Raw genomic sequence first — 26,308 nt, 5'->3', positions numbered from 1 at the left:
ACCAATGCAGTTTGGTTTTTCTCGCTCATCTATCGCCCTTGCTGTGGCAGTTGCAACTTTTGGTTCTCCTGTTACTTTAGCCGACAACCAACAACAAAAGATTGAAATCATCGAAGTTCACGGCAAAGTTTCTGACGCCGATATGATCATCGACCAAACTGATCTGACTCAACTTCAAGCGAATGACCTGTCAGATATATTCAGATCACTTCCACAAGTGTCGGTGGGTGGTTCGAACCCTGTCGCACAAAAGATTTATGTTCGCGGCCTAGAAGACACCATGCTTAATGTCAGTATTGATGGCGCGTTGCAAGCTGGCTATTTGTTTCACCACCAAGGTCGTCTATCAATTGAGCCTGAACTGCTCAAGCAAGTAGACGTGGTGGCAGGTGCGGGGGACGCCACATCTGGCTCAGGCGCGCTAGGTGGTGCACTGAGATTTAAAACCAAGAGTGCCTCAGACTTGCTTGCACCAGATGAAAATTTTGGCGCCTTATTCAAGCTAGGCTATTACGGCAACAGTGAAGGTTTCAAAGCAAGCTCTACCGTATATGGTCGAGTCACTGACGATATTGATGCATTGGTATCACTGATCAAGCGTGACACAGAGAACATGGAAGATGGAAACGGTGATGAAATCCCTTACTCTCAGTCTGAACAAGAAGTTGGCTTTGCTAAAATTAGTGGTGATATTACTGACACACAATCATTTAGCCTAAGCCATGATGTACGCCACGATGATGGCACACGCTTACTACGCGCTCATTGGCACCCAAGCCGTAAAAACCTGCCTCTGCCGCAAGAAAGTGAGCGTACAACGAATACGCTAAATTATTTTTACGCCCCACAGGACGATCTCATTGATATCGCTTTTTCAGCGTATCAGACTAAAAACTCTATCACGCACGCACACCCTGAAGGTGAAAATAGAGCGGGCATTGTCGTTCAAAACACCTATTTTGCCGAATACGACTCACAAGGTTTTGATATAAAGAACATTGCGCTATATAACACCCACAAAATTGTGGCTGGCTTTGACTACAGAAGCGACGAAGCAATATTAGAAGACATTGGTTCTAACTATGAGCTATCCGGTGTTGAGAAAGGCAAAGTGTTGGGCATCTATATCCAAGATTACTTCCAAGTAACAGATCAATTTCAGATCAGCACAGGTGTAAGATACGACAACTACGAACTAGACGATGATAACGGTCACAACTTTGACTCTAGTGGCTTTAGTCCTAACTTAAACTTAACTTATGAACTTACGCCTGAGCTATCAGTTAATACAGGTTACGCAAAAGCTGTTCGAGGTCAAAAAGTAAAAGAGCTATTTGTCCTTGGCTATTATGATAATGATGTAAACTTGCGCAAAGAAGTCGCTGAAAACATCGAAGTCGGATTTAAATATCTAGGTGATAACCTAGTCGTACAAGCTGACGTATTTGTGTCGACGATTGATGATGCCGTTTCTACCGCAAAGAATCTCGAAACACAGGCCGCCCACATCCTGAGTAACGTCGGTGATTTAGAGAATAAAGGGCTAAACATCAATGCCCGCTACAGTTTTGATAAAGTGTCACTGTCTTTGGCATTTAATAGCAGTAGCCCTGAGTGGAAAACACATATAAACCCAGCACTTGCAGGTACCTCAATCTCCGATCAAGACTGGTCTATTGGTACTTCTGTCGGTGATACTCTAACCTTGGGTGCTGACTATTCACTTACCGATTCCATAGAGTTGGCTTGGCAAGCTCGTCTGGTTAAACGCCTTGATGATGCTGGCACCTATGTCTGGGACAATACCCAATTACCAGAAAAAGTGGGCTATGGTGTTCATGACTTAAAAGCAACTTGGTATATCACGGACAACGAGAACTTAAAACTGGATGTCGCCATCAAGAATGTGTTCGACAAGTTTTATTATGACCATGCAACCTATGCGGCACTTGGCCCAATTGATACAGGTGTTGCAGAGCCAGGACGCGATATTCGCGCAACCATTACATGGCAACTATAAAAACAAAATTCTAGTCAGCTGAACAAAGAGGCCTCAATTGAGGCCTCTTTTTTATTTTAACGTCTGACTCTATTTCAATCCAAGTTTCTCCAACTTGCTTTCAACGTCTTTGTACCTCAATAAACTGCAACTACCAAAGCCCGATCTTTGCCTAAATTTGTTCGCTGTTGACAAAGGCGTAGTCATACCCGTTAAGAAGCGCACCAAAATGGCTGGCGTTGGTTCCACCCCGATTTGTGTCAAGTGATTTTTAAGTCCATAGATATCATCTCTGAGCTGTTGTTCATCGGGAAAGGTAGGCTCTTCGCTATAGTGCAAATGTGCACTAGCTCCTCGACAGACACTGCAATGACCGCAGTTCTGAGGTACTTGTTCATCATCAAAATACCGCGCCAAATTATTAGATAAACAGTTTCGCAGTTCAAAAAAGCGCAGCATTGCAGCTATGCGCTTAACTTCACTTTGCTCTTTGTCGGCGAAATAAGTACTTAGTTTTACAGCCAGATCAGGCTCGTTTAATGTTTCTGTATCAACTTGATACACTTGCATCATACGTTTCGACTCGAGCAGGATCATACCCTGCTCATGCAAATAATCGAGCGCTGCTACCACTCGACTTCGCTCTAGACCTAGGTTTACCAATGCAGCCATGTCTACAGTTCCCCACACTTTTTTAAAGTGAGTTTGGGAAAGTATCTGCTGAATAAAGGTTTGTCGATTGGCGTCGAACGAACTCAGTACTTTGCTTTCTGTATGTAACCATTTAAAGCGAAAGTCAGCGTAAAATGCATATTTTGCTTCTAAGACGCCTAGCAGCTCTAGCTGAACCAAGGCAGTTTTCAACGCTAACAATCGAATATTAGTGGCTTTAGATACGCTCAGCTCTTGCATTTCCCACAGGCCTTGCTCTGTAGATGTACTAATTTCATTGATCAGTAATTCAATATTGCCAAGCTCTGGAGTGTCTGCGTAAACAAAGTTTTCAAGCGTTGACACGCCATCTAGATTTGCCAACGTAATGCATTGAGATGGCTCCCCATCTCGCCCTGCTCGACCAATTTCTTGACTGTAGTTTTCGATAGATTTTGGTAAATCATAGTGGATCACAAACCGAATGTCCGACTTATCAATCCCCATACCAAAAGCAATGGTCGCAACAATTATACGTTTTTCATTGCACATAAATTGCTGCTGAATTTGCTGCCTTAGTTCATCCTTTAATCCGGCATGATAAGCCACAGCATCAAAGCCTGACGCCTGCAATTGCTTTGCTAATTGCTCAGCAGTTTGTTGCAGCGTGACATAGATAATACCGCTATCTTGCCTGTTGGATAAAAAAGATAAAATTGTCGGTAGCTTGTCGCTTTCTGTACTCCCGTAAATACTGAGGTCTAAATTTGAGCGATAAAAGCCAGTTTGCACAATATGCGCTTCGCTAATGGCAAATCTTTGTGCCATATCACGTTTAACCTTTTTTGTTGCAGTTGCCGTTAATAACAGCACTAACGGAATATTAAGCTCACTGCGAATTTGCGGCAACTTCAAATAATCGGGCCTAAAGTTGTGTCCCCACTCAGAAATACAATGAGCTTCATCAACCACTAACATAGAAATTGCTACCTGCTTGATAAAACCTCTAAACCGCTCATTTTTAAAGCGCTCTACGGACACCATAAGGATCTTTATCTGCCCTTCTCTTACGCCTTGCATTACATTCTGAGATTGCTCATACGATTGTGTCGAGTCTAAACTCGCAGCTGCGATACCCTTTTTATTCAAAAACTCGATTTGGTCTTGCATTAAAGCAAGTAGAGGTGATACCACTAAAGTCAGGTGTGGCAAATGCAATGCAGTGAGTTGATAACAGAGCGACTTGCCAGATCCAGTAGGGAAAATAGCCAAGCTTGATTGCCCGTTGATCAGCTGCTCAATCGTTTCTGCTTGCCCAGCTCTAAAAGAGGGGAACCCAAAGTGTGCTTGTAAGCTTTGTTGTATTTCTGCTTGTTGCATTTATTTGTCTCATTAAAAACGGCGGGTGTGCTCACCTGCTCGGGCATTCAAGACCTAGCTGGCGATAATTCGATATCTCTGCATCTCGTATATCATACCAGTAATGGTGGCAGCTTGTTTCACATATCATTAAATTCATAAGATCCTTATGTTCTGCTACCAAACATCAGCATTTCGATATTTTCCAATTGAAATCATGCCGTTTTTTCTAATATCCTCTGGCACTAAGCAACAGTAATAAAAGACGTCAGCTGCAATTGATAAGGAGTATTTCATGGCAAATGTACGCACGGCCAAAATGACAGACTTACAACAGATTCACTACTTATCCAATTTTTTGGGTTACGAAAATGCTTCAATGGAACAAGCCCAACTGCGGCTTGAGTATTTACTTGAATCAAACAATGACGATGTGTGGGTTTTTGACCAAAACGGTCGAGTCGGTGGTTGGATACATGCCTTCAAAGCCCACCGTGTCGCATCCAAAATGGTATATGAAATCGGCGGTTTGGTGGTTGACCCTAAAATTAGAAACCAAGGTATTGGTAAACAATTGGTCGAACACGTCTATCAAGTTGCGATTGAACAAAACACCGAGCTCAGGGTCAGATGCAACGAAAAACGCATTGAAACACATCATTTTTATCTAAAGTTGGGGTTTTCGGAGTCTAAAACACAACATGTATTCACTAAAAACTAGTTTGGCCACAATCAAACCAGAACTACGCGCTATGAATGTGTAATGGGTTGAAAGATACATTTTAGTTCAGGCATACTAAACTGGCTTTGTTTATCATAGAAAGGAACAATGCATGTCTAAATTACAAAAACCGGCCCACTTGGGTCCCCATAGTCAGCTCGTTCGTTTAGCAGTGCTATCATCAAGTATGCTACTTTTAGCCGCTTGTAATTCTACTTCGGTAACAACGCAAGAGATAGCTCAGTCTACAGCTTCATGTGTTGGCAATATAGACAACCCCCCAGGCCTTACTGCTGTTCCGGAGGCTTCGATGCCAAAAGGTGTTGTACTGCCAGCTGAACAAGGTGGACTATGCAAAGGTCAAGTTTTTGTAACCACTAAAGAAATAACAATTTGGCGTGCTTGGAATAGCGAATATTCAGGATCAAAACTGGGTAAATGGTGGACATTTGATAAGCCAAAAGGTTCCATTTCAAAATATCGTAGAGACAATATCATTTGTCCGAGTTACTCACCTCTCGACATGCTCGTAAGTTGTAAAATAAAAGTAGGCACTCAAGTGGTTATTGGCCCGGGCCAAAGTGCAAAATGCAGTGACTATTTCAGCTACCCAGCTTCAAAAACTAATCAAATATATTTAGCGGATGCTCAAAGTACAACAGTAGAGTGCCAATCTTATGATGGTCGATTCTCTTGGCATTCAGAGCCTAAGCACATAGTTAAATCAGCCGAATCGCTATAACATACGAACATGGGATGAAGCGTGCTGAACACACCTCATCCCATGTAAATGTCTCGGTTACTACCTAGTTAAATAGCCAATACGGTTTAGCTCATCCGCTTTGTGTTTTAAAGGATCTTGTACCCTGCACTGCCCTTGCCCATTTTCAATAAACTTTGTTAAGCCCTCATGGCCTTGCAGCTCTGCGACATCTTTACAGTCGCTGGAGATAAACCGGGACTTTAATTTTTGCGGGTCAAAAGAAGTGCTCTGTGTCTCAGACATCAATCGAACCTGCTCGTAAAGTGCATAAGACGTTGCAACGGGCGTTGTCCAAGAAGAGCCAAAAGGCGACATCTCCGCTTGGTATCTCATCCCTAAAATATCAGGATCGAATTTTGGAGTACTATTGGTTGCATGACTACCGGTGCCATTCTCTGGCACGTACCCAACATTGATATATAAGTCGATACTTTCATTACCATTAAAACTGTCTTCATTATCAACGAATACTTGTTGCCAACCAGATAACCCCCCCTTGGTAATACTTGTGTCTTTATCACCTGTAGAGTATTGGGAAACACGTACTCTGTTAGAATAGTTGATTAGGTCCAGCTCATCTTGGCTTTGTGTTGCAAATTCGTTTCCGGCATGAAATGCCAACGTATTTGGTGATTCAAATAACGCGTCATAAACAGGCTTCATTGCATTTAAAAATTGCACCCGCTGCTCTGTATCAAGTGCGTCATTACATCCATTGCTATTCAAGGCATTACCAACACTTTCTAAAGTAAAGCCGCCTGAGTAATTTATATATTCAATTTCATGGCTATCGATAATATCTGCTTTGAGCGAGCTTGCTGCACTTTGCATATGCGCCAAAAACGTATCCAAATCAGCGGCGCACAACTCATCTTTATGCTGTGTAAATGGGATAAATGACGCCGTGTCAATTAGGACAAATTCGGCATGTGGATTGTGCTGTGCTAAATAACCAAATACCTTAGTGCCATGACTAAAAAAAGCTCTATTGGTTACTCTATCAAACCTGTCATCAGGGACCACCTCTCTATATTTTGCAGCTAAATCTGATAGCCAACTCGCTGGTAAAAATGCCTCTTGAGGCTTGGTAAATTTCCCATCTGTAAAGGTAAAGCTGTTAATGTCTTGGAGCAGTTTTACACCCAATTTAGATAAGCTAACCTGTGGGTTATCAGCGATAAATGTCTTAGTTTGGGGATCGTATTTATAAGCAGCTTTAACTCGGGGGCGATAACGCAACGCCGAAAGAAAGTCCATTCCATAGTCTAAAACAAGTATTGTTTGTGTTTTGTTTGTTCGATCTTGATTAAATTGTCCATCGCTAAATTTCACAGTTTGAACTTCACACATTTCATGGTTTTGTGATGCATTGGTGCAATCAATACCCTGCTCGTCTATCCAAGCAATAGAGTCAGTAACAAGCTGTTTTCCTTGCGCTTCGATAACATCCATAAACACAGTGGGATCTGGCTCTGGCTCTGGTTCAGGTTCAGGTTCTGGTTCAGGTTCTGGTTCCGGATCTGGAGTGGGTTCAGGGTCTGGAGTGGGTTCAGGATCAGGTTTAGGATCAGGCTGCACCACCACAGGAGGGGGGTCGATAGGTGCAGGCTCTGTGCTATCACTCCCTCCACAGCCTGTGATAAGCAGCGACAGCGAACCCAATAACAAAGCGCCTGTTTTCTTAAACATATAACTCTCCTTAGAATAAAAATCTTTGCTTTACTGTTCCTCGAAAGCAAAAATCACCTTTTATAAACACTTATTTAACAACTTGAGGTGCAACTATATCATGAATAATCAAACAGGCACTACGCGATTACAATTTAATACAAAATGATTTTTCTGCGATTATTTTAAATAACCCTGCTGGTTAAGTGTATCTAAACGATACTTTAACGGATCTTGCAAACGACAACGTCCATTTCCAGCATAGATAAAGTCAGATAATGCAAAGTTTATGAAATGCCCGCCATTATCATAACAATCTTGTGAAATTAAAGTTCGCTTTAAATATGCAGGATCAAAACCCCATTCTATTTGACTCTGTACTGCGATTGCATAAGAAGTAGCAATAGGCGCAGCCCACGAAGATGAAGGAAACTCCCAATCTGCGCCGTATCTCATACCGTATACATCAGAAGACATTTTAGGTGTGCTATTTGTCTCCCAAAAAGCGCTTCTGCCATATCCAAAGTTGACATACATGTCTATATACTTGTGACCGTCAAACTCAGATGAATGATTAACAAAAACATCCTGCCAGCCAGTTTTAGCATCCTGTGAAATCTGAGTATCTACTGAGCCTGTTGTATAAGACATCACTCGAATGCGATTTTGATAATCAATTACATCAAGCGGGTTTTCATTATTTGTTGCAGAAACTGCCCCTGCGTGGATCCCAAGAACACCATAGGTACTAAACAATTTGTCATATACCGGTCTAATGCTCTGAACAAATCTTTTCGCCTTGTAATTACTTAAACTGCCATTACATTTATTGCTTGTCCAAGCATTCTGCACATCTCTTCTTTCGAACCCACCTGAGTAGTTTATATACTCAATATCATTGACTTCGATGACATTTCTCAATAATGAACCCGCAGCGCGTTCCATTTTCACATAAAACGCGTCTATGTCACGATTACAAATGTCGTCCTTGTGCATAATGAAAGGAGAAAATGTACTCGTATCTATGATCACAAATTCTGCGTCAGGGTTATGCTGTGCTAAATAACCAAACACCTTAGTGCCATGGCTGAAGTGCGGAACTCCCGTTTCATGATCATATTTGTCTTGGCTTGCTGCCGCCACATACTTGGCAGCCAAGTCTCCTAGCCATGCTGCAGGTAAAAAGCCTGGCTTAACAGTGTCTGTATCTGGATCTGTATATGTAAAGCCATCGATATCACTTAATACTTTTTGACCAAGTCGAGAGATCGAGACCGATGGGTTGTCTGCCACAAATGTCTGAGTGTCTGGGTCATATTTATAGGCGGCTTTAATACGGCTGCGGTAACGCAAAACAGTCTGAAGATCCATCCCATAATCCATCACCAGTATAGTTTGTTTAGAGTTCGTTCTGGAGGGATCATACTCACCGTCATCAAAATACACCTTTACAGTGTCACACATCGGGTGCGCATTGGTATTTTGCTCGCAACTTATTCCCTGTTCATCAATCCAAGCTATAGAGTCCGCAATATGTTGTTGCGCATGAGCTTTAACTGGGTGAGGTTGTGGTGTTGTCGCATGCGCAGCAAATACACTTAACAACCCCAGGGCGGGCAAAAACTTATATGTGTTACTCATTTCAAATTTCTCCTTTTGAAACATACGAGTAGGCTATTCGAGTTAATTTAATTTTCAGAAAGTTAAGACTGTTTTTTGAATAGCTTTTGTACTATTTCAATTGTTTCATCTACACTTTTTTCGCGACTGATTATCGAACCGAATTGATTCGCGTATATTTTTCTTACGTCATTATGAAAGTCATCAAAATAACCAAGTTCCATCATCACCATTTCGGGCGATGAAATCACTTGCTCGTCATCATAAGTTGAGATAGACGCGTATACTAAGTCCTCAAGATCAAGATCTCTGCGTTTTTCAATTTCTTCACCATTTGCTAGCTGCTCACTCAAATTGCTCGCTAACTGACCAGTTGCTTCGTAAAGAGGGCCGGGCTCACCAGCTTTCGCTAATTGATCTAGCAAACGAATAGAAAATACTCTGACTAGAGCTTGTTGTTCACCAAATGCGGCTTCGGCATGTTTAAAATCAATCAAGCTTTTTTGCGCAATTTCTATCATTTCAGGATTATGTAATAAATCTTGCATTTCTTCGTTAATAAACGAAGCAGAGTTAAATTTACCGACAGACAGTTGCATCCGTTGAAAAGCAGTCAGAAGCTGCTCTTCCGTTGTGGTAACTTTGGGGTCTGCTTTTGGTATTTTTAAGTCAATATCTGTTGTAAGCTTTTTATCTAGTTCATCTAGTTTGTTAGTGTTTACTGTGTTTTTATTTTCCTGCTGTACTACATTTGCGACGCTGCTTGTATTAGTCTCACCATCTGCAAAATTGTCGCTCCAACCTAGCCAGAATAATGTAGCGGCAACAGCAGCGACTCCAGCAAAAATGATGCCCTTCTTCATAATATGTAACCTCCTAAACAGCAATTTTTATTCAAACACTTAGCCATAAGTAAAATTGCGTTTATTATATTGCGTGTTCGTTAATGCTTTATCTGCCAAAGGGGCAAACAGCTACAAGTTGTTCTGCAAAGAAATCAATGATTGGATAATAACCATTGTAGCGACCCCACAAACCCGCATTATTGGAAATTTTTCCATTCAATATTGCCCAATCAATTCTTTCATAAAGTGGGTTAGGATCAGGACGATAAAGGCAGCGTCCACCCATATCGGAGCGCTCAGCTAAAAGCTTAAACTTCTCCAGTGTCGCAGCTGAGCTCGGCGTCACTTCATAACTACAGATTGAAAAAATCGATTTATCGTAATAATCAATAACTGGGTAATACTTAAATTGTTTCCCCCAATCAGCCGCATTAGCAGTTATTATGCCTTCGTTACGAGCCCAGTCTATTCTTTGTCTAGCTGACAATTCAGAAGGTTTGCTCACACACCTGTTGTACAACGCATTATCAAAATAGGCTTGATAACGATAATTTGCGGTATCTATCGCAGCTTGGGCCGACAACGATGATAGAAATACTGCAGTACCAAGCACTGTAGAAATTGATTTCATGGCATTTATTCCAACTTAATATGATTGAAAATAGAAATGATTAATGCAAAAAAGGAAGGCCTGAACGGCCCTCCCTATACATCAATAAATTATTGACGAACGATAACTTGACCTAGCTCAGCTTGAAGCTGGTTCTGCCAAGTTAAATCACCAACTAGGATGTCGTTAGCGATGATGATGTGGTTAACAGCTTCAGCACCACTTGTCTCAAAGTTGTAAACGTCTTGGTCAGTCGCTTCACGAGTGATAGAAGCAACTGAAAGCTCTACACCGTCTGCACGAAGCATTGTTTGACCAGCTTCTACATCTTTAGCAGCTACCATAGTACCGTCACCTAAAAGCATACCGTGGTGTTGAGTTACTTTAAGCTCAGAACCATCTTCAAGAGTGAATACATATAGTTTTGATTCTTCAGAACCTTGAGTACGTGCTTTCATTTCAAATGTTTCAGTTGAAAGCGCGCTTAGAGAAGCATCTTTAGAAAGAGCTACTAAGCCATATGAATTGTCAACGTCTTTCGCTTCAACATCGACTACTTTACCGCCTTTAGTTACACGGATAAGCGTACTAGCTTCGAAACAACCACATTTACAAACAGCACCAACTGTTCTGTCATAAAAATCAACAACTGGGTAGAAACCATTCGCTTTACCCCACTCACCAGCGCGAGCAGTGATATAACCTTCACGAACAGCCCAATCGATACGCTGTACACACTCCGTAGCATTAACTGCTTTTTTCGCACAACGGCCATGAGCAGCATTATCTGTTGTTGCTTGGCTCTGATATGCAGCTATGTCCATTGTAGCTTCAGATTTAGCAGCGAAAAACGCAAGCGCAGCAGCAAAAAGAATTGTCAAAGTTCTCATAAAAAAGATTTCCTTGTAATTGATTTTAACTAAAGTTTATTTTTCAGCATCAGCTTTTAAAGTGACATTATTAAATGCACTGTAACCATAAGCTGAAATGTACCAAGTGCCGCTAGCCGGGTTGGCAACAACACATGATTCGTTTGATGTACCTGGATTTTCAGAAGCGCAATCGTTGTCAATTGGGTAAGGTGTTTGACCATGCTTGATATATAAATCAGCATCACCAGAACCACCAGACAAGCTTGCTACTAACTTCGTAGTACCTGCAGGCACATTGAATGCGAACGTTCTAAAGTCGCCAGAGTTGCCACTGACCACTTCAACTAGGCCATCACTAGGGCCGCCATCAAGTTTTGCGTAAACCAGTTTGTTTGGTGAACCTGCAACATTAGAGATTTTGTTCGCAGATGCATTGTCATTGATCGCTGCTGTAACTTGAGCAGGATTTAGATTAGGCGTTTTAGCTAGGTGTAAAGCTGCTACACCTGCAACATGCGGAGATGCCATTGATGTACCGCTGATTGTTCTTGTCGCTGTGTCAGAACCGATCCATGCCGATTTGATTGATGAACCAGGAGCAAAAACATCGATACATTTACCGTAGTTTGAGAAGCTTGATCTTGCGTCATTGACATCAGTAGACGCAACAGTAATTGCTGAAGGTGCACTAGCTGGTGATTTTGAACAAGCATCACCTCTGTCGTTACCCGCTGCTACAACAAATGTAACACCGCGATTAACAGCCTTTTCTACAGCGTTGTTAACTGCTGTAGATTTACCACCGCCCAAACTCATGTTAGCAACAGATGGACCTCTTGCATTTGATGCAACCCAGTCAATACCAGCAATAACACCTGCGTATGAACCTGAGCCTCGGCAATCTAGTACACGAACGCCAACTAAATTTACCGCCTTAGCTACACCATATTCAGTACCACCGATAGTGCCCGCAACGTGCGTACCGTGACCATTACAGTCTTGAGCTGTCGCATCGTTATCAATGAAATCATAACCATTTCTAGAGCGGCCACCAAAATCATTGTGGCTGTTTTGGATACCTGTATCCAATACGTAAGCGGTTACACCCTGACCATTGTTAGCACCAACATATTTTCTATCAAGTGGCAGGTCTCTTTGGTCGATACGGTCCAGACCCCAAGTAGGGTTGTTTTGAAGAGCACTAACATCAGAAATCTTTGGATCGATTGTAAATGTCGCATTTTGCTCTACAAACTTCACGTCTGGATGTGAAAGTAGTTTTACTAGTTGATCAGAGTTTGCTTTGATAGCAACACCTGACAAATTATCATATTGATACTCAACTTCGACACCTAATTCAGCGCTTAGTTTTGATGTCAAAGATGTAGTGAATGCGGCTCTTGCTGATAAATCAGCATTAATAAAAGTTGAAGGGGTATTATACACAACAATATAGCTATCTTTCACAGCTTTAGTACCAGCTGAGTTGCTATAAAATTCTGCTGCTTGGGCTGTAGAACCAAGTGCAAGACTCAATAAAAGTGGTGTTACTTTCCTTCTAATCATGATTTTTCCTTATAATTTTAAATGAAGTTAATTAGAAATCACATCAACTAAAAAACTAAGAAATAATAGATTGCACACTACTATCAAACTTCAGACATACAAACGTTCAGCTCTCTTAGAGACGCTATAGTTACATACAAAAAAACAAAATAACAAAAAACAAGAGCGCCCATAAAAACGCCAAAAACAATCCCAATTAACAAAACAATTATTTTTTGTTAGTTTATTTATCAATCACTTATAGTTAAAATAAGGAAAAACCCAAGAACTAGGATAAAAACACCAATGTAAACAAATTGAATAACACATCATTCACAAAATGATAATATACAAATAATCTCCACAATCACCTTCTCTAAGTTCCATAACCTTGCAAAAAAGCTAATTAAATCCAAATAAAGGGGTACATAAGACGAATAATAATTCGTTAGTGAACTATGCTGAATAAAACTTATTTTTCTGAATATGAATTTATACATAACAAATAATTATAAAAAAAATGACCTCAATATTGTTTGTTTTATTAGATTCAGCTTGAGTGAGGTTTTCAGCTCTATTTGATAGTGATTTCCTATTAAATCTTGTACCTTTTTTATTAAACTTGAAGCTTAAAAATTTTAGATTAATGAGGGTATGGAGCGAACGACTTTTACCACCAAAACCTGCTATAGGTACAATCAGTGCATTTTTGATTACACTGGTGTTAAGAATGTCAATTCGCAAGCGTTCATAATAATGAGGTGGTAGCGCCATGAATTATACAAAGAGTTGCGGCCATAGTAGTCGTTCTGATTACTTGAATTAAGATGAACTAGTTGAACAAGATGCCTAACACAATGATTCTAAGAAGAACTTTAGAAGTTGAGCACATTTTTAAGTATCGTTATAGAGATACTAAGTCTAACTAAAGCCATAGAATAGAATTGGTGTCATTTTTAATAGGTAAAATAACATTCTTTTGAATATTATAACTATTAACCCACGGGTTTAAACATAAACCCCGCATTTTGTCATATGATTAATAATCAGGAAATAAGCATAAATATTTCAGCTTAGGTAATTAAACTCAGATCCATCACATTATATATTCCCTGAACTCACGCCTACGCCCCTAATACGGGTCCTTCATGATACAAGGAGAGTATTGTTAGATATGCACTCAGAGCGTCGTACAGGCTAAATTAGGCCCTGGTATACAAACTTTCCTGCAGGTATAACATTGAAAACACGCCAGCAATAAGAGATTTACTTTTTCCTCCATGCTTTGACACGCATAATTGAACCACAATATATCGAATGCGATGCTCTGCGGTGAATTGAAAAAAGAAAAATTTGGCGCAGCAAATATGACGATCTGTACACAGGCATTGTGAATGCACACAGGGAGATATGGAACCTGATCGACCTAGCTCAACAAACCGGCTGCACTCACTTTACTTGTTCGTTAGATTTTAGGCCCTACTTTGAATACGGCTCCAGTGTGTCGATAATTCAATAAATGTCTTTTTGCTCCCAGCCACCCTCGTGTTTTATATAACAAACGTCCGCGAGAGTTTAAGGCATAGCCATCGACTCATAAATTGTAAAAGTTCTTACCTACATAATGTGTATCCAAGGTTTGGATACACATTATGAATTGCTTCTAGCTGTAATTACTCATTGTCCCTGCAACTCTGCACATCACAACCGGCCACTCGCTCAGTGATTCATGCTACGAATTAGAACGTCAGTTCGTAATTCAACATAATTGTGCATCTCGACAACTGAGGAGGCGTGGCTTGCCAACGAGTAACGGCTTAACGACCAAAAGTACATAGACTCAAGCAAAAGCACTAAATCGCTTAATTTTATTATGCTCAAAATGATAAATTGAATAGAAATATAACTGCGTGGCGAATCTCAATCGCTGTATTAGAATTTTTGCCCGCACTTGGGTGCTACAGTGAGATATTTGGATAGTTCTTAGTTTGTGATGCCACCGTTAAACCTATAAACATAGCGTAAATTACGTGCCTTTCGCGGAATGAATATTCTCCCATACAATATGCGATAAAAAGCGCGACTTAGCTTTTCCGCTGCTACATGCTTTTGTTTAAATGCTGGCATACTTTACTTACACGCATTTTCTTATCCGACTCGCAAAAACTTGGTTAGACCCAAAGCACGCGAGGTTTTTTCTGCTAAGTTACTTTTAGTAGGAGTTTGGTTACGGCGCGACTTTACCAATGCCCTAAACTTATTACGTCTGCAAAGATTTTATCGTTGACGTCGTACTTTCTTTCTATAAATTGGCCAAAAGCGATGAAAATGCAAAGAGACTCTCTGCTTATAAATCAGGGCTAAGAGCTACCCAACCCTGATTAAAAGAGTACGATTAGTCATCATGTGTTTTTAACTCATACGAGTTAGAAGCATTTGCTAATACTCTAAGCAATTTACACACGCTAATTGCCAGACAGCAGCTCTACTTTAACCTCTATCCAAGCACGCTCAGTCCCATCTACACCGCCCTTAGCCGTAGGAGTAATTCTAAATCCTCCCCAATGGTCAGTATAACTTTTACCAATAACTAGTTCAGAATCAGTTTGATCATCCCCCCACCACCCAGGTGTTTTTGAGCCCGGTGTCATGTCTAGTAAATAAGAGGTGGTTTTCCAAAAACGCGCATCTTTTTCATTTTCGAAGTAACCTTGTAAGTTGATTAGGATGCCATCTTTTGTCTTTGGGTAGTTTTGATTGGTTGTACGATATTCGAGCCAATATGTATAGAGCCCATTTCCAGATTTCAACCTAAGTCCAATATAGCCAAGGTCATTTCTAGCATGATCAAAAGCATAAATACGATATGTACCCGAAGAGTTTATAACAGGAACATCGCTGTCAGTTAACCAACGAAAATAATGCTTATATAGCAAGTTGTATGATTGCAACGAATGTGCCCCCATACCCATCATGCTATAGACATTTCCATAATTTAAACTTTCTTTATCATAATCATGATCACCTATAACTCGCCCAGCACCAGCTTCAATTGCTTTTGCATGTCTAAGGCCAAGTGCGTGACCAAGCTCGTGCGCAATAACACCTGGCGTATGATGGTACAAACTAATTGAAGGTGGTGCTGCACTCGAGTTGAAATTCCCGACTTGCGGCGCCACCATCATAACAACTGTTGCTTTGCCTGGGTTGTCAGGGTCAACACCGCGATTTTTCACTTCGGCTTGCCATGCAGCCCGCCACGCGAAAAAGTCATTATCGAAATCTCGTTTTGGCCGATTAATCGTGATCACTGGTTCTGATACATCATAATAAACCGAAAATTTCCCGTATGACTGTTCAGTGTAGTATTGAACTGTTTTATCCAAATCCGCCAGCATTGTGCTCCACTCCAATGGCGTATCACTAAATTGGAAACGAAATACTTTTAAGTTCACATAGTCATACTCGTAACGATCATCCCTATCAGGAGGGATTGTGTTATCTACGGTCCGACAAGAAGTAGCTCCCAAATCAACTACCAATGAAGCTCCTTGGCTTGCACCATCCACTGTTATATAGCTCCAATAGTTACTTGGATTGCTAATAACAATACATTCACCATTACCCGCTTTTACGGAGCTAGGATCACTACCATCTAACTTTGGCCAACCGCCATTTTTAGCGTACAAGTTAAGGTCGCCACTTCCATACCCCGTTGTAATCGAAAAACTACTTACATTACTAGTATTACCAATACTTAAATAAGTACGGGAGTTATTTGGTAAGCAAACTGTTTGACCATTTTGTACTGTTCTACCTAAAAATGGGTCTTGATCTTGGCATGCTTTGTCTAAATTAGCCGCCCAAGCGACACCTTGATTGACGGCACAATACGCAGCTAACACAGCGCCATACTTCCATAGATTTGCCTTCATTATTGTATCCTCTGCTTTAGTTACTGGCACGTTTCTGTGCCAGCAAGCAAAGAATAGAACAAGTTTTATACAATATGTAATATATTTTATTCATTTATTTAAGAATGAATTAACCCGCCCATCTCTACTTGTTTGGCTCTACTTCCATTACAATGTTGATGATTCAAAATTGTGATTTACACTTAATACAAAGCGCTATGTAACTTTGCGAAAGGTATTCTTATTCTCAAACTAAAAGAACGCTTTGGCGCGCTAACCAAAGCACAACCCATACTAATTAACCGATACCCAACCTATGCTGCTTACTTGTTTATAGTAACGGCGGCTGTTTTGATCTATTACCCTATTCGATATGCACTTGACCATAGATATGGGTTAGCAATTGCGGTGGTGATTGTCATCTCAGCGTTGCTATTCACAGCAGTGCGATTGTTTCAAGGCCGGTTGAGCGTTTTAAAATGTTTGCTACTCAGCACAGTTCTTGGCAGTACACTCATTTATTTTTCATTTCAGTCCCCGATTATTGCTGTGATATGGCTTCCCGCATTTTTAGTTGGGGTATTTATGGTGTTTCCATTTAAAATCGCCTGCTTAACCAACATCACTTTTTGGTTGATCATTACCTATCTCAACTTTATTCATCTGCATATTGAAATTGCGTTGAGATCAGCCATGTCGTCAGGCTTGATCATGTTGCTCACGGCGGTGATAGTGAAAACATATAACGAAGCCATTCAAGTTGCGGAAAGCGTTGCAACAAAGGATCCTCTAACAGGCGCATTGAACAGACGAACTTTAATCGAAAACATTGAACTTGAGTCTGAACGGGTCACTCGCTACGGGCAAACATGCTCTATCATCATGATAGATTTAGATAATTTTAAAACATTGAATGATAAATTGGGTCATGGGATCGGAGATGAAATGTTGGTCAATTTCGTTAAGCTTATTAGTCAATACACTCGAAAAAATGACAAACTGTTCCGCTTAGGTGGCGATGAATTTATGCTACTTATACCCGGTATGGATGCACAAACTGCACAAACTTTTATTGCCCGCATCCAAAACCTTGTCCCAGCTCAACTAACTGTTGAGCATGTAGCTCTAGGAATGAGTTTTGGTGTATGCGAAATAACAGCTGACACAGCAGTAGAGCAACTATTGGAGCTTGCTGATCAAGCACTTTATCAGAATAAAGCACAACGAAAGAAAAAACAGAAAGATAGCTAAACCCTCTGATTTAAATGCTTTTATTCTAAACTTAATTTAAAATTAGAATAATAAAGTCCAAATTTAAAAACTTTTTGTTTACTTTTTGTCATCAAGTAAATAGCATGAAATGGCAGTTTATCTCAAATAAGGAAATAAAAAATGAAAGTACAATTAAAAAAGAAAAAACTAAAAACACTAAATGAGAGTAACCAACTGGCACACAATGCAACACCACAAGTTGCAGGTGGAGAATACTCAGTGTACCCACGATGTAGTCCATCAAACCCTGTGATCTGCTATACATATGGCGGCTGGCAAGGCTGTGTACCTAAGTAATAAAAGCATACTTTAGCGCTTTTTATACTTTGAAATAATACTGCCAGATTCATTGTGGCTATTTAATGGCGCTGGCAGTATTTTTATTGTTGTATTAGCAACCTAGGCAATTGCGCCCTGAACATTTCAAGCATTAAATAACTCCGAATATTGTGGAAGGCCGGACGTTTTATGTATCGATATATCACTATAAATAGAGCTAATATAATTAAAATAGCTTACATACTCGAACTCAAACTATAGTTGTCACATATCAGGATCTGTCACTCATAATTCTCGAACAAGCAACAGAGCAAAACCTGTTTATATTTCGAAAGAAAGCTTGGAATACTCATAAATAAAAATACTCACCCTGCTACCTCACTTGTTAAACTAAAACCCGTTAGGAATTAACATATTTACAAAACTCTTATCACCTAGTACCTTATTTAGATAATAAGTTAATTAAGGAGAATAAAATGAAACTTGTTATCTCTAAGAAAAAGATGAAACTTTTAAGCGCAGATAAAAATACACTGGAAAACTCAGTAACCCCCCAAATTGCGGGTGGTTATACCAATGGTTCAGGCTGCTCCGGCCTTCTTTTTTGCGGCACAAGCCGTTGCCCATCACAGCACATTGAGTGTGAAACAATGATCTATTGTTAAACTTTTTTACTGGGCAATGCTAACTAATACACTTAATAGCTTTGGCAGTGTAATATTTACTGCCATTTTAACTCACAAAACTAATCAGCACTGGACCCAACTGCACGAATACACAGCTAAGTAGTCCTCTCTTTTCATTGACCACGCCGCGTTTTACGTGATTGGTACTATATGAAGCTCCCTCTCATATTTCCCTTTACACCAGTTCAATTTCTAAACACCCCAATAACCGAATTGCTTCGAAGCGATCAAACTTTGCTTTTTTAAGATTATTGTTAAATATATCAATATCGAAATCGGTTGCATGTGAAAAATCTGCACCTGATAGATTTGTATCGTAAAATACAGACCCTTTTAAATCAGAATGAGAAAACTGAGCATTGCTAAAGTCTCCGTCCCTAAAGTCAACATTTCGAGCAACACAACTATCTAATACAAAGTCCTGTAATGAAAGACCATAGAAGGAACTATCATTTATCATGCAATCATAAAATTTAATTGGTGAACTAAAAACGAGTCTAGGCCATGCAACTTTAGTCCAATCAATACCAATTGCTTTTGAATCACGAATTATAACATCGGTGAATTTGCTGTACTGAATCCTTAGCATGCTTAAATTGCATTTTGTAAATTCACAATCAATAAAGGTACATCGGTTAAGAACCGCCTCAGAAAAGTTACAACTTAGAAATTTACACCCCTCGAATGTCTTTGAGGCTATCTTCTCTCCCGAAAAATCCTCTTGTTCAAAGGTTGTATCCCAGTATTCATACTCTTCACCAATATTCAAAGTCCTTCCTCCGTATTCAATGATGTCTAATTAAAAATCGGGCTCTATGATTTATTCTGAAATGCAACCATCGTCATATGCCTTCGATATGTATAGGTAAATAACCACTTTTCTCACTTTTGATTGGGTGATTATTTAAAGGTGCAATGTCCACTTATGAATATTATCATCACTCTATTCACCCGATGTGAAGATAGGACGATTGCTACAATGGCTTTTCTGTGCGCTTGGCTCAGCTATAACGTCAGTCAATTAACAAGCACACAAAAAGCCTATATTTATGCCGCTGACGCTAACATAATTAATTACCCAGCGCACAACATACTCTTTGTTAGAAATGAAGCAAGTCAATAAGCGGTTATCTCAATAATTTCATAGGGATTAAAAATCCGATTGTCGGCATGTGTGCGACTCCCTTTTCAAAGCTTCTCTTTATATTGAAGTGACGACAATGGCATACTTTGGGAGTGAGTAATATGGCCTTTGATGTCTTTTAACCCGAAATGGATAACAGGGTCACTCTTTTGCCAATTAATTTCAATAAACCCATAATTCACTTGCGACGTACTCTCGCCAACCCGGTGTTTATTTGGACTGACATCTTTCCACTTTTGAGTTAATCCTGAGCTCGTGACTTCCCACAAAGGATAGCCCCGTTTTGTTTGATATTTTGATAGTTCACCCCAGTGAGTGTCACCGCTTATCATGATCACACCACCTATTTGATGCGCTTCTATAAAATCAAATAACCGTGCTCGGTCGGCTGGGAAGTTTGCCCAGCTCTCCCACCCCGTAAAGTCTGGGATCAACTGTAAACTAGAGGAAATTATTTTCACCTTGGCGGGCTTTAATAGCTCTTGTTCAAGCCATTGCCACTGCTGCTCTCCCAACATAGATATAGTATCATCGACAGGCCTATAGGGTCCCTTATTATTGAATAAGCTTCCCACCCAGTAACTCAATGTACCAACCGAGTTGAGTTGTGGTCGATTCCATCGTAGATCGGGCATGATAACTTGGACACTTTGCTCACCTTCTCCAAAGAAGTATGAAGTATATATTCCTGATTCACGCGTGCGTCTCTGGCTTCCTTTGGGCTCCTGCCAAAAATCCAGCATTATCTGTCGCGACTCCTCCTTGAGTGGGTACTCTTCACCTGCGTCATTTTCGCCGTAATCATGATCATCCCACATAGCAATGACAGGAGTACGCTGTCGCAAAGTCTGAAACCCAGGTTTGTGCGCCAACTTTTGATACTTAGCTTTTAACTCATCCATATTTTCAGTATCACCGTATATATTGTCCCCTAAAAATATAAATAGATCGGCTTGCTCTTGGTTGATGGCATCGAAAATGGGAATCGCTTTATCTTGATGGCTGCATGAGCCAAAAAGAATTTTATCGAACGAATTGGCAGCATAGAGGCAGCTAGAAAAGCTACTTAATGCGGCGATGGAAAAGACAAGTAAGCGTTTTATGTTCATCATTAGAAAAATTCTTGTGGTTTTATGCCTCATAACTTCATACCCCAAAGCAAACACACTAACTGTTCACCATTAAAATAGGGAAGTTACTAGGTATTGTGGTCAAGTGACCAAATACTCTGTGACATCGAGAAGAAAATGAGCTAAATGAATAATCATCTAGCTCAGAAGTTTGTTGCACAGCATAGTTTTAAGGCGAGTTATGTAACATGGTCCGTGCTTTCGCGGTGTACATAACAAGGTCAAACCTATCGACTAATAAAAACATCCGTTTCAACTGCACAACATTGGGGTTTGTGATTAGTCGTGTTTTTCAACACCACACCCACTCACTTTAAAAACGTGTTTGGAAATTAATTGCAGCAGTACGCGGTGCACCTATCCAACCACCCCAGCCACCAGCAACACTGCCTATATAGCTCTTATCAAACAAGTTGTTTACAGTAAGCCTGATAGAGGCTCCCTTTAAGGCGGAATCAAAGTTGTCTAAATCAACGGCAATGTATAAGTCGCTCACCGCATAGGCGTCAATACGCTGAGTATTGTCTGCATCCATCCAGCGCTCCCCGATCCATTTAGTTGAAAGACCGGCTGAGTATATGTCAGACTGCCAATCTAAAGACAACACAGCCATATCTTCAACTGAACCAAATACAGTATTACCTGCTTTAATATCTACCGTACCATCTGTGTACTCTGAGTCATTACTGGTATAAGACATGTATACCGATAGAGCTTGGGTAGGGTAATAAGTCATTGACGCTTCTACCCCTGAGGACTCAATCCCCCCAGTGTTAATATATTGACCACTGGTACCAACAAGGTAGTCATTGCCTGATGCAGATTCAGGCGCTACGAATGTTAGGCGGTTTTCAAAATCAATGCTGTAAAGTGTGATACTGGCATCAAAGTCTTGGTTGTCGTAACGAATACCCAAATCCATATTTTCAGCTGTTTCTGGCTCAATATTACCGAGTGCTGACGCATCGGCTTCTAGGACCTGATCTTTGATCGCCGCAAAGTTTTCCGCGTAACCTGCAAATACTTCTAAGCCTTCAACAGGCGTATACCATACAGCACCTGCTGACAACAGCGTGTCGGAGTCTGAATTTACTGACTTGTTGGTGCTTGTGAATTTATCGTGGCTATCTAAATCTACTAAGTACTTTTTGACGCCAGCGCGCACTGTTACACTTTCCATCTCCACTGAGTCTTCAAGGTACAACATCGTCGTGGTAACTGGATAAGTGCGGTCATACTGGATCCAATACGGGGTATGGTCAAAATCAAAACTACTCTTTGAATCGATGATTTTGTGCCAGTCTCGGTACTCAGAGCGCTCATAATCTTCGTACCAAATTCCACCACGTACTATGTTGGTGTACTCACCAATTTGCGTTTCCCACGTAAGGTCAGCATTTATGCCAAAACGCTCTTTTTCGTAATGACTGTTGCGATATGATCCAACAGGGCGTGCGCTTGAATCATAACAGTTAGGATCATACTCTGCATCTGCACCACCATAAGGGAAAGTAATAGAGCTTTCACATCCTTTGGCAGGCGTCAGGGATTTACCATCAGCACCGACAAAATAAATTTTACCTAATGAGCTGCCGCCTTGATATGTCGTACCTGACACCAATTCACTGTGACCATTGGCACCATCGTGATTAACATCAACGATATAAGGTGGTACCCAGTCACCACGGCCCTCATTTTTGTGGAAATACGCATTGGCTGTTACTTCAACTTCACCAATCATTGTGTCAACCTCAATATAGCCAAATAGGTTTTCACGTAGCGTAGACCAACCACGGCGATACACTTGATCAATATAAGGAATGCCTGTCCACTCACCGGTTAGTCCATCGGACTCTGGGTTTTGTTTAAAACTCTCTAACGATACACGTTGGTAGTTATCTTCATGCACGTCGTCATACGAAAGGTAAGCGGTGATCTCTAAGTCACTGTCCATGCCTTTGACAAATTTAGCTGCAAAGTGATCGCGTTTATTCTCGGCTGTTCCCGTTATCCAATCACTGTTGCTCGAATTTGAATAACTGAACCAGCCATAGGTATCATCCATAACCTCGCCTGTTTCAACACGCATATAGTATTTTTGCGCGTCAAAATTAGCTAGTGACAGGCTGGCTACAATGCCTTTTTCCGTTCCTGGGTTAATAGTTGTGAAGTTTAATGTACCGCCCAGCGCTTCATTCGAACGTGAACCGATATCAGCAGTACCTTGAGAAACTTCTACAGCCATTAAATTTTCTGTATCGATATAGCGGTTTGCCTTAGCTCCCCCGCCGTAGTTAGAGTTACCATTTGAGATACCATCAATGGTAATACCGACTTGCTGCTCATCTAGACTTAACTGAAAGCCTCGAATAGACACGGTTGTTGACCAATCATCAGATCCGAATGTATCACCTTCGTTAATAAGTACACCTGGCAGATTATCAATCATTGCCATCGCACTGGTCATGGAAGACTGCTGTTTAAACATCTCTTCAGACGTTGCATTATTAGCGTAAGAAACACTCTTTCCAACGACCATGATCTCTTCGATCTGTTGATCTGCTTTAGCCTGATCATCTTCTGCCAACACAGGAGCCGACAATGCTGTTGCCACAGCCATTGCGAGCATAGATATTTTTGTAGAGCCTGTAGAGTATAAAGTTTTCATTATAATTCCCGAAAGTGATTGGTACATACCAAAAATACGAACGGGCGAAATCTTAGTTCGAGCGCATTACAATGGTTTTACAGAATTATGTAATATTTAAATAATTGGTATGTACCAAAATATCTAAATCTATAAACATGGCTTGTTGAGCACTCTGTATTGTGATAACAATAAATTAATAAAATGCAGATAAAAAATTGATAACTTATGAGCAATGCTTGTTTCGCTTATGCCCATGTGCGTGAAGCCATTAGCCAACAGATCATTGAACAACACCTCACAGGTAGCTTGCCATCAGAGCGAGAGCTCTGCGCAACCTATGACGTTGCTCGTTCTACACTACGCCAAGCCCTTGGACAACTTGAGCATATGGGGTTGATATATAGAAAGAATCGCAGTGGTTGGTTTGTGTGTCCTCGCAAACTAAAATATGATCCAATGCAACATACTTCATTTTTGCAATACACCACTGCGCAAGGGTTTCAGCCCAGTACTAAATTAGTAGAGCAAAAAAAATTGAAACCCTGTAAAGAAATAGCAGCAGCACTTGAGTTAGATGCCCGCACCAGTTTAACGAGTATTTTGCGCGTACGCTCAGTCGACGGAAGAGCTGTGGTCGTTGAAAACCTCAATTTTAGCAATAAACACTTACCTGATATTGATAAACATGACTTGTCATTATCCATCAGCATTTTACTCAAGAATACCTATCACCAACATAATGTTTTATATGATGTTACTGTCGAGTCATGCTGTTTATTCAACCCGATCGCACAATTGTTAGATACTTATGATGGCGCGCTCGGCCTCAAAGTCACACGGATCGTGAGAGACAAAGATGGTATAGCTTTTGAATTTGATCGTGAATTTTGGCGTCACGATGCGCTAATGATAGAAAACAAGGCCAAACTACATTTTTAGAAATTAAGGCCTTGTAAAACAACTGACACAAAGCCAATTTACACTTTCCAAATTCGAAACAGCCCACCAATTGGTACATACCAAAAAAGGGCGTACCAATTAGAGTGTCTAATGTTCGGTCACTTGGGCAAGCAAATTCGTACCCATATAGATTCTAGTACAGTACTATTTTGTGTCTATACAATCATTGCTGCGTGTAGTACTTATGCCTTTATGTATGGGTTCAGAAAACCCGTTGCTGTGGGCTTATTTCAAAGCGTAACTTGGCTAGGTTTATCGCTAAAAACTCTCTATCTGACAGCTCAAATCTTGGGCTATGCACTGTCCAAGTTCATTGGCATAAAAGTGATTTCTGAGCTACATAATCACGGTCGCGCAAAAACCATCATTTTCTTAGTTTTAGTCGCTTGGATTGCACTGCTGGGGTTTGCTATTGCACCTGCGCCATGGAATGCATTGTTTATGGTGTTGAATGGCCTGCCTTTAGGCATGGTTTGGGGGATAATTTTTAGCTATTTAGAAGGTAGAAGAGTCACAGAAATATTGGCAGCAGGGCTTTGCGCTAGTTTAATTATTGCGTCCGGTTTAGTAAAAAGCCTCGCTAGTATTCTTATTTTAGACTTCGGTATTACCGAGTTTTGGATGCCATTTGTTACTGCGACAGTGTTTTTACCATTGTTATGCATCACGGTATGGATGCTCGACCAAGTCCCTCCTCCCAACCAAGATGATATTGACGCGCGATCTGCCCGCGTGCCAATGACGAAAGCCGATCGTATAGCACTGCTAAAACTGCTGGGTTTTGGTCTTACGATGTTGATTGTCGGCTATATTCTATTAACTATTTTACGTGATCTACGAGATAGTTTTGCCGCCGACGTGTTCAAAGCCACTGGCCTCGAAGGTTCGCCAGTGCTATTCACCATGACTGAGCTCCCGATTGCACTAGTTGTCTTAGTGATTATCGCGCTTTTAAAGCTCATTAGATGTAATCACACCGCCATGATCATCAATCACTTACTGATTTTTATTGGCTTTACAATTACACTGTTAAGCTCTATTGCATACCAATTTAGTAACCTAAACCCTGTCAGCTGGATGATATTAAATGGCATTGGTTTGTACTTAGCTTATGTACCTTTCACAACAACCTTGTTTGAGAGACTTATCGCAACATTTAATCGCCCCGCCAATGTGGGTTTCCTAACTTACTTAGCTGATTCATTTGGGTATTTAGGGACCGTTGCAGTGATGATTTATCATGGTTTAAGCAGTAACCTCTCCGACTGGAATACTATTCTATGTGAATTGGGAATTGTAACCGGGGCAATAGGCGCGCTATTAACGCTTATTTCATTAGGTTACTTTATATACAAAGAAAAATCGCTTAAACACTGTATGAAAATAGCACAACCCCATTAGTCAGTGGACTTCATTTACCCTAAGATACTTTTTATTTAAAAACAAAGTTGATAAGTTCAAACCAATAAATAGGTCGGGCTCATCAGCTTTTCACTTGAAGACAGCTTATTTTCAAAATGAAAAAGTGGTTTTACACAAACCTTTATTAATTAGCAACAAGAGCCATTAGCAATGCACTTTAAATATAATTTAAAAACAGTTTAAAGACAACATTACACA

At 40.5% G+C, this 26,308-nt stretch carries 19 protein-coding genes; 8 read left to right on the top strand and 11 right to left on the bottom strand.

The features are described 5' to 3' along the window. Window positions 1-4 precede the first annotated feature (4 nt). On the top strand, window positions 5-2,020 hold the full coding sequence (locus tag MHN81_RS06360) for a TonB-dependent receptor (protein WP_023397989.1): 2,016 nt from the start codon (window positions 5-7) through the stop codon (window positions 2,018-2,020). Window positions 2,021-2,089: 69 nt separating this feature from the next. Here the strand turns inward: MHN81_RS06360 and MHN81_RS06355 are convergent, their stop codons facing one another. Beyond that, window positions 2,090-4,030 (bottom strand): RecQ family ATP-dependent DNA helicase, encoded by a 1,941-nt coding sequence (locus tag MHN81_RS06355; RefSeq protein WP_239425316.1) that lies wholly within the window; start codon window positions 4,028-4,030, stop codon window positions 2,090-2,092. A gap of 274 nt (window positions 4,031-4,304) precedes the next feature. Here MHN81_RS06355 and MHN81_RS06350 point away from each other — a divergent pair, with 274 nt between their 5' ends. Together MHN81_RS06350 and MHN81_RS06345 are read left to right on the top strand one after the other, a co-directional pair. After that, entirely contained in the window at window positions 4,305-4,730 is a 426-nt protein-coding gene (locus tag MHN81_RS06350) for a GNAT family N-acetyltransferase (protein ID WP_239425315.1), read from the top strand. Between the two features lie 112 nt (window positions 4,731-4,842). Continuing rightward, a complete protein-coding gene (locus MHN81_RS06345; RefSeq protein WP_239425314.1) occupies window positions 4,843-5,472 on the top strand; it encodes a hypothetical protein in 630 nt (209 codons plus the stop codon). A 60-nt stretch (window positions 5,473-5,532) separates the two neighbouring features. Here MHN81_RS06345 and MHN81_RS06340 read toward each other — a convergent pair whose 3' ends face one another. From MHN81_RS06340 to MHN81_RS06310, 7 genes are all read right to left on the bottom strand, one after another. Further along, window positions 5,533-7,182 (bottom strand): hypothetical protein, encoded by a 1,650-nt coding sequence (locus MHN81_RS06340; protein WP_239425313.1) that lies wholly within the window; start codon window positions 7,180-7,182, stop codon window positions 5,533-5,535. Between the two features lie 159 nt (window positions 7,183-7,341). After that, window positions 7,342-8,802, bottom strand: a complete 1,461-nt coding sequence (locus tag MHN81_RS06335) for a hypothetical protein (protein WP_239425312.1) — start codon at window positions 8,800-8,802, stop codon at window positions 7,342-7,344. Between the two features lie 62 nt (window positions 8,803-8,864). Beyond that, complete coding sequence (locus tag MHN81_RS06330) at window positions 8,865-9,644, bottom strand: hypothetical protein (RefSeq protein WP_023397995.1); 780 nt, start codon at window positions 9,642-9,644, stop codon at window positions 8,865-8,867. An 88-nt stretch (window positions 9,645-9,732) separates the two neighbouring features. Continuing rightward, window positions 9,733-10,257, bottom strand: coding sequence for a hypothetical protein (locus tag MHN81_RS06325; protein ID WP_239425311.1), 525 nt, complete (start codon window positions 10,255-10,257; stop codon window positions 9,733-9,735). Window positions 10,258-10,346: 89 nt separating this feature from the next. Then, window positions 10,347-11,126 (bottom strand): Hint domain-containing protein, encoded by a 780-nt coding sequence (locus MHN81_RS06320; RefSeq protein WP_239425310.1) that lies wholly within the window; start codon window positions 11,124-11,126, stop codon window positions 10,347-10,349. Window positions 11,127-11,162: 36 nt separating this feature from the next. Further along, window positions 11,163-12,674, bottom strand: coding sequence for a S8 family serine peptidase (locus MHN81_RS06315; protein ID WP_023397998.1), 1,512 nt, complete (start codon window positions 12,672-12,674; stop codon window positions 11,163-11,165). 2,444 nt (window positions 12,675-15,118) lie between these two features. After that, entirely contained in the window at window positions 15,119-16,588 is a 1,470-nt protein-coding gene (locus tag MHN81_RS06310; RefSeq protein WP_239425309.1) for a PPC domain-containing protein, read from the bottom strand. 306 nt (window positions 16,589-16,894) lie between these two features. Between MHN81_RS06310 and MHN81_RS06305 the strand changes: the two genes are divergently transcribed. The 3 genes from MHN81_RS06305 (at window position 16,895) to MHN81_RS06295 (ending at window position 18,783) form a co-directional block, all read left to right on the top strand. After that, the gene (locus tag MHN81_RS06305) at window positions 16,895-17,818 is read left to right on the top strand and encodes a GGDEF domain-containing protein (RefSeq protein WP_239425308.1); all 924 of its coding nucleotides are present in this window, start codon (window positions 16,895-16,897) and stop codon (window positions 17,816-17,818) included. Between the two features lie 141 nt (window positions 17,819-17,959). After that, on the top strand, window positions 17,960-18,136 hold the full coding sequence (locus MHN81_RS06300; RefSeq protein ID WP_023398002.1) for a hypothetical protein: 177 nt from the start codon (window positions 17,960-17,962) through the stop codon (window positions 18,134-18,136). Between the two features lie 458 nt (window positions 18,137-18,594). Then, window positions 18,595-18,783: a hypothetical protein gene (locus MHN81_RS06295; protein WP_023398003.1), complete on the top strand. Its 189-nt coding sequence runs from the start codon at window positions 18,595-18,597 to the stop codon at window positions 18,781-18,783. 196 nt (window positions 18,784-18,979) lie between these two features. On the opposite strand, the gene MHN81_RS06290 is transcribed toward MHN81_RS06295, so the two are convergent. From MHN81_RS06290 to MHN81_RS06280, 3 genes are all read right to left on the bottom strand, one after another. Beyond that, window positions 18,980-19,573 carry a pentapeptide repeat-containing protein gene (locus MHN81_RS06290; protein ID WP_239425307.1) on the bottom strand — a complete coding sequence of 198 codons (594 nt, stop codon included), beginning with the start codon at window positions 19,571-19,573 and terminating at the stop codon, window positions 18,980-18,982. Window positions 19,574-19,992: 419 nt separating this feature from the next. Then, window positions 19,993-21,060: an alkaline phosphatase D family protein gene (locus MHN81_RS06285; protein ID WP_239425306.1), complete on the bottom strand. Its 1,068-nt coding sequence runs from the start codon at window positions 21,058-21,060 to the stop codon at window positions 19,993-19,995. Between the two features lie 331 nt (window positions 21,061-21,391). After that, window positions 21,392-23,746 (bottom strand): TonB-dependent receptor, encoded by a 2,355-nt coding sequence (locus MHN81_RS06280; protein ID WP_239425305.1) that lies wholly within the window; start codon window positions 23,744-23,746, stop codon window positions 21,392-21,394. A 207-nt stretch (window positions 23,747-23,953) separates the two neighbouring features. Here MHN81_RS06280 and MHN81_RS06275 point away from each other — a divergent pair, with 207 nt between their 5' ends. Continuing rightward, on the top strand, window positions 23,954-24,667 hold the full coding sequence (locus tag MHN81_RS06275; protein ID WP_023398007.1) for a UTRA domain-containing protein: 714 nt from the start codon (window positions 23,954-23,956) through the stop codon (window positions 24,665-24,667). 111 nt (window positions 24,668-24,778) lie between these two features. Next, window positions 24,779-26,089, top strand: a complete 1,311-nt coding sequence (locus MHN81_RS06270; RefSeq protein WP_239425304.1) for a DUF5690 family protein — start codon at window positions 24,779-24,781, stop codon at window positions 26,087-26,089. Window positions 26,090-26,308 lie beyond the last annotated feature (219 nt).

The sequence above is a fragment of the Pseudoalteromonas sp. Of7M-16 genome (assembly GCF_022347805.1).
In the GTDB taxonomy this organism is placed as follows: Bacteria; Pseudomonadota; Gammaproteobacteria; order Enterobacterales; family Alteromonadaceae; genus Pseudoalteromonas; species Pseudoalteromonas luteoviolacea_F.
This window is presented reverse-complemented; position numbering and strand designations above follow the sequence as displayed.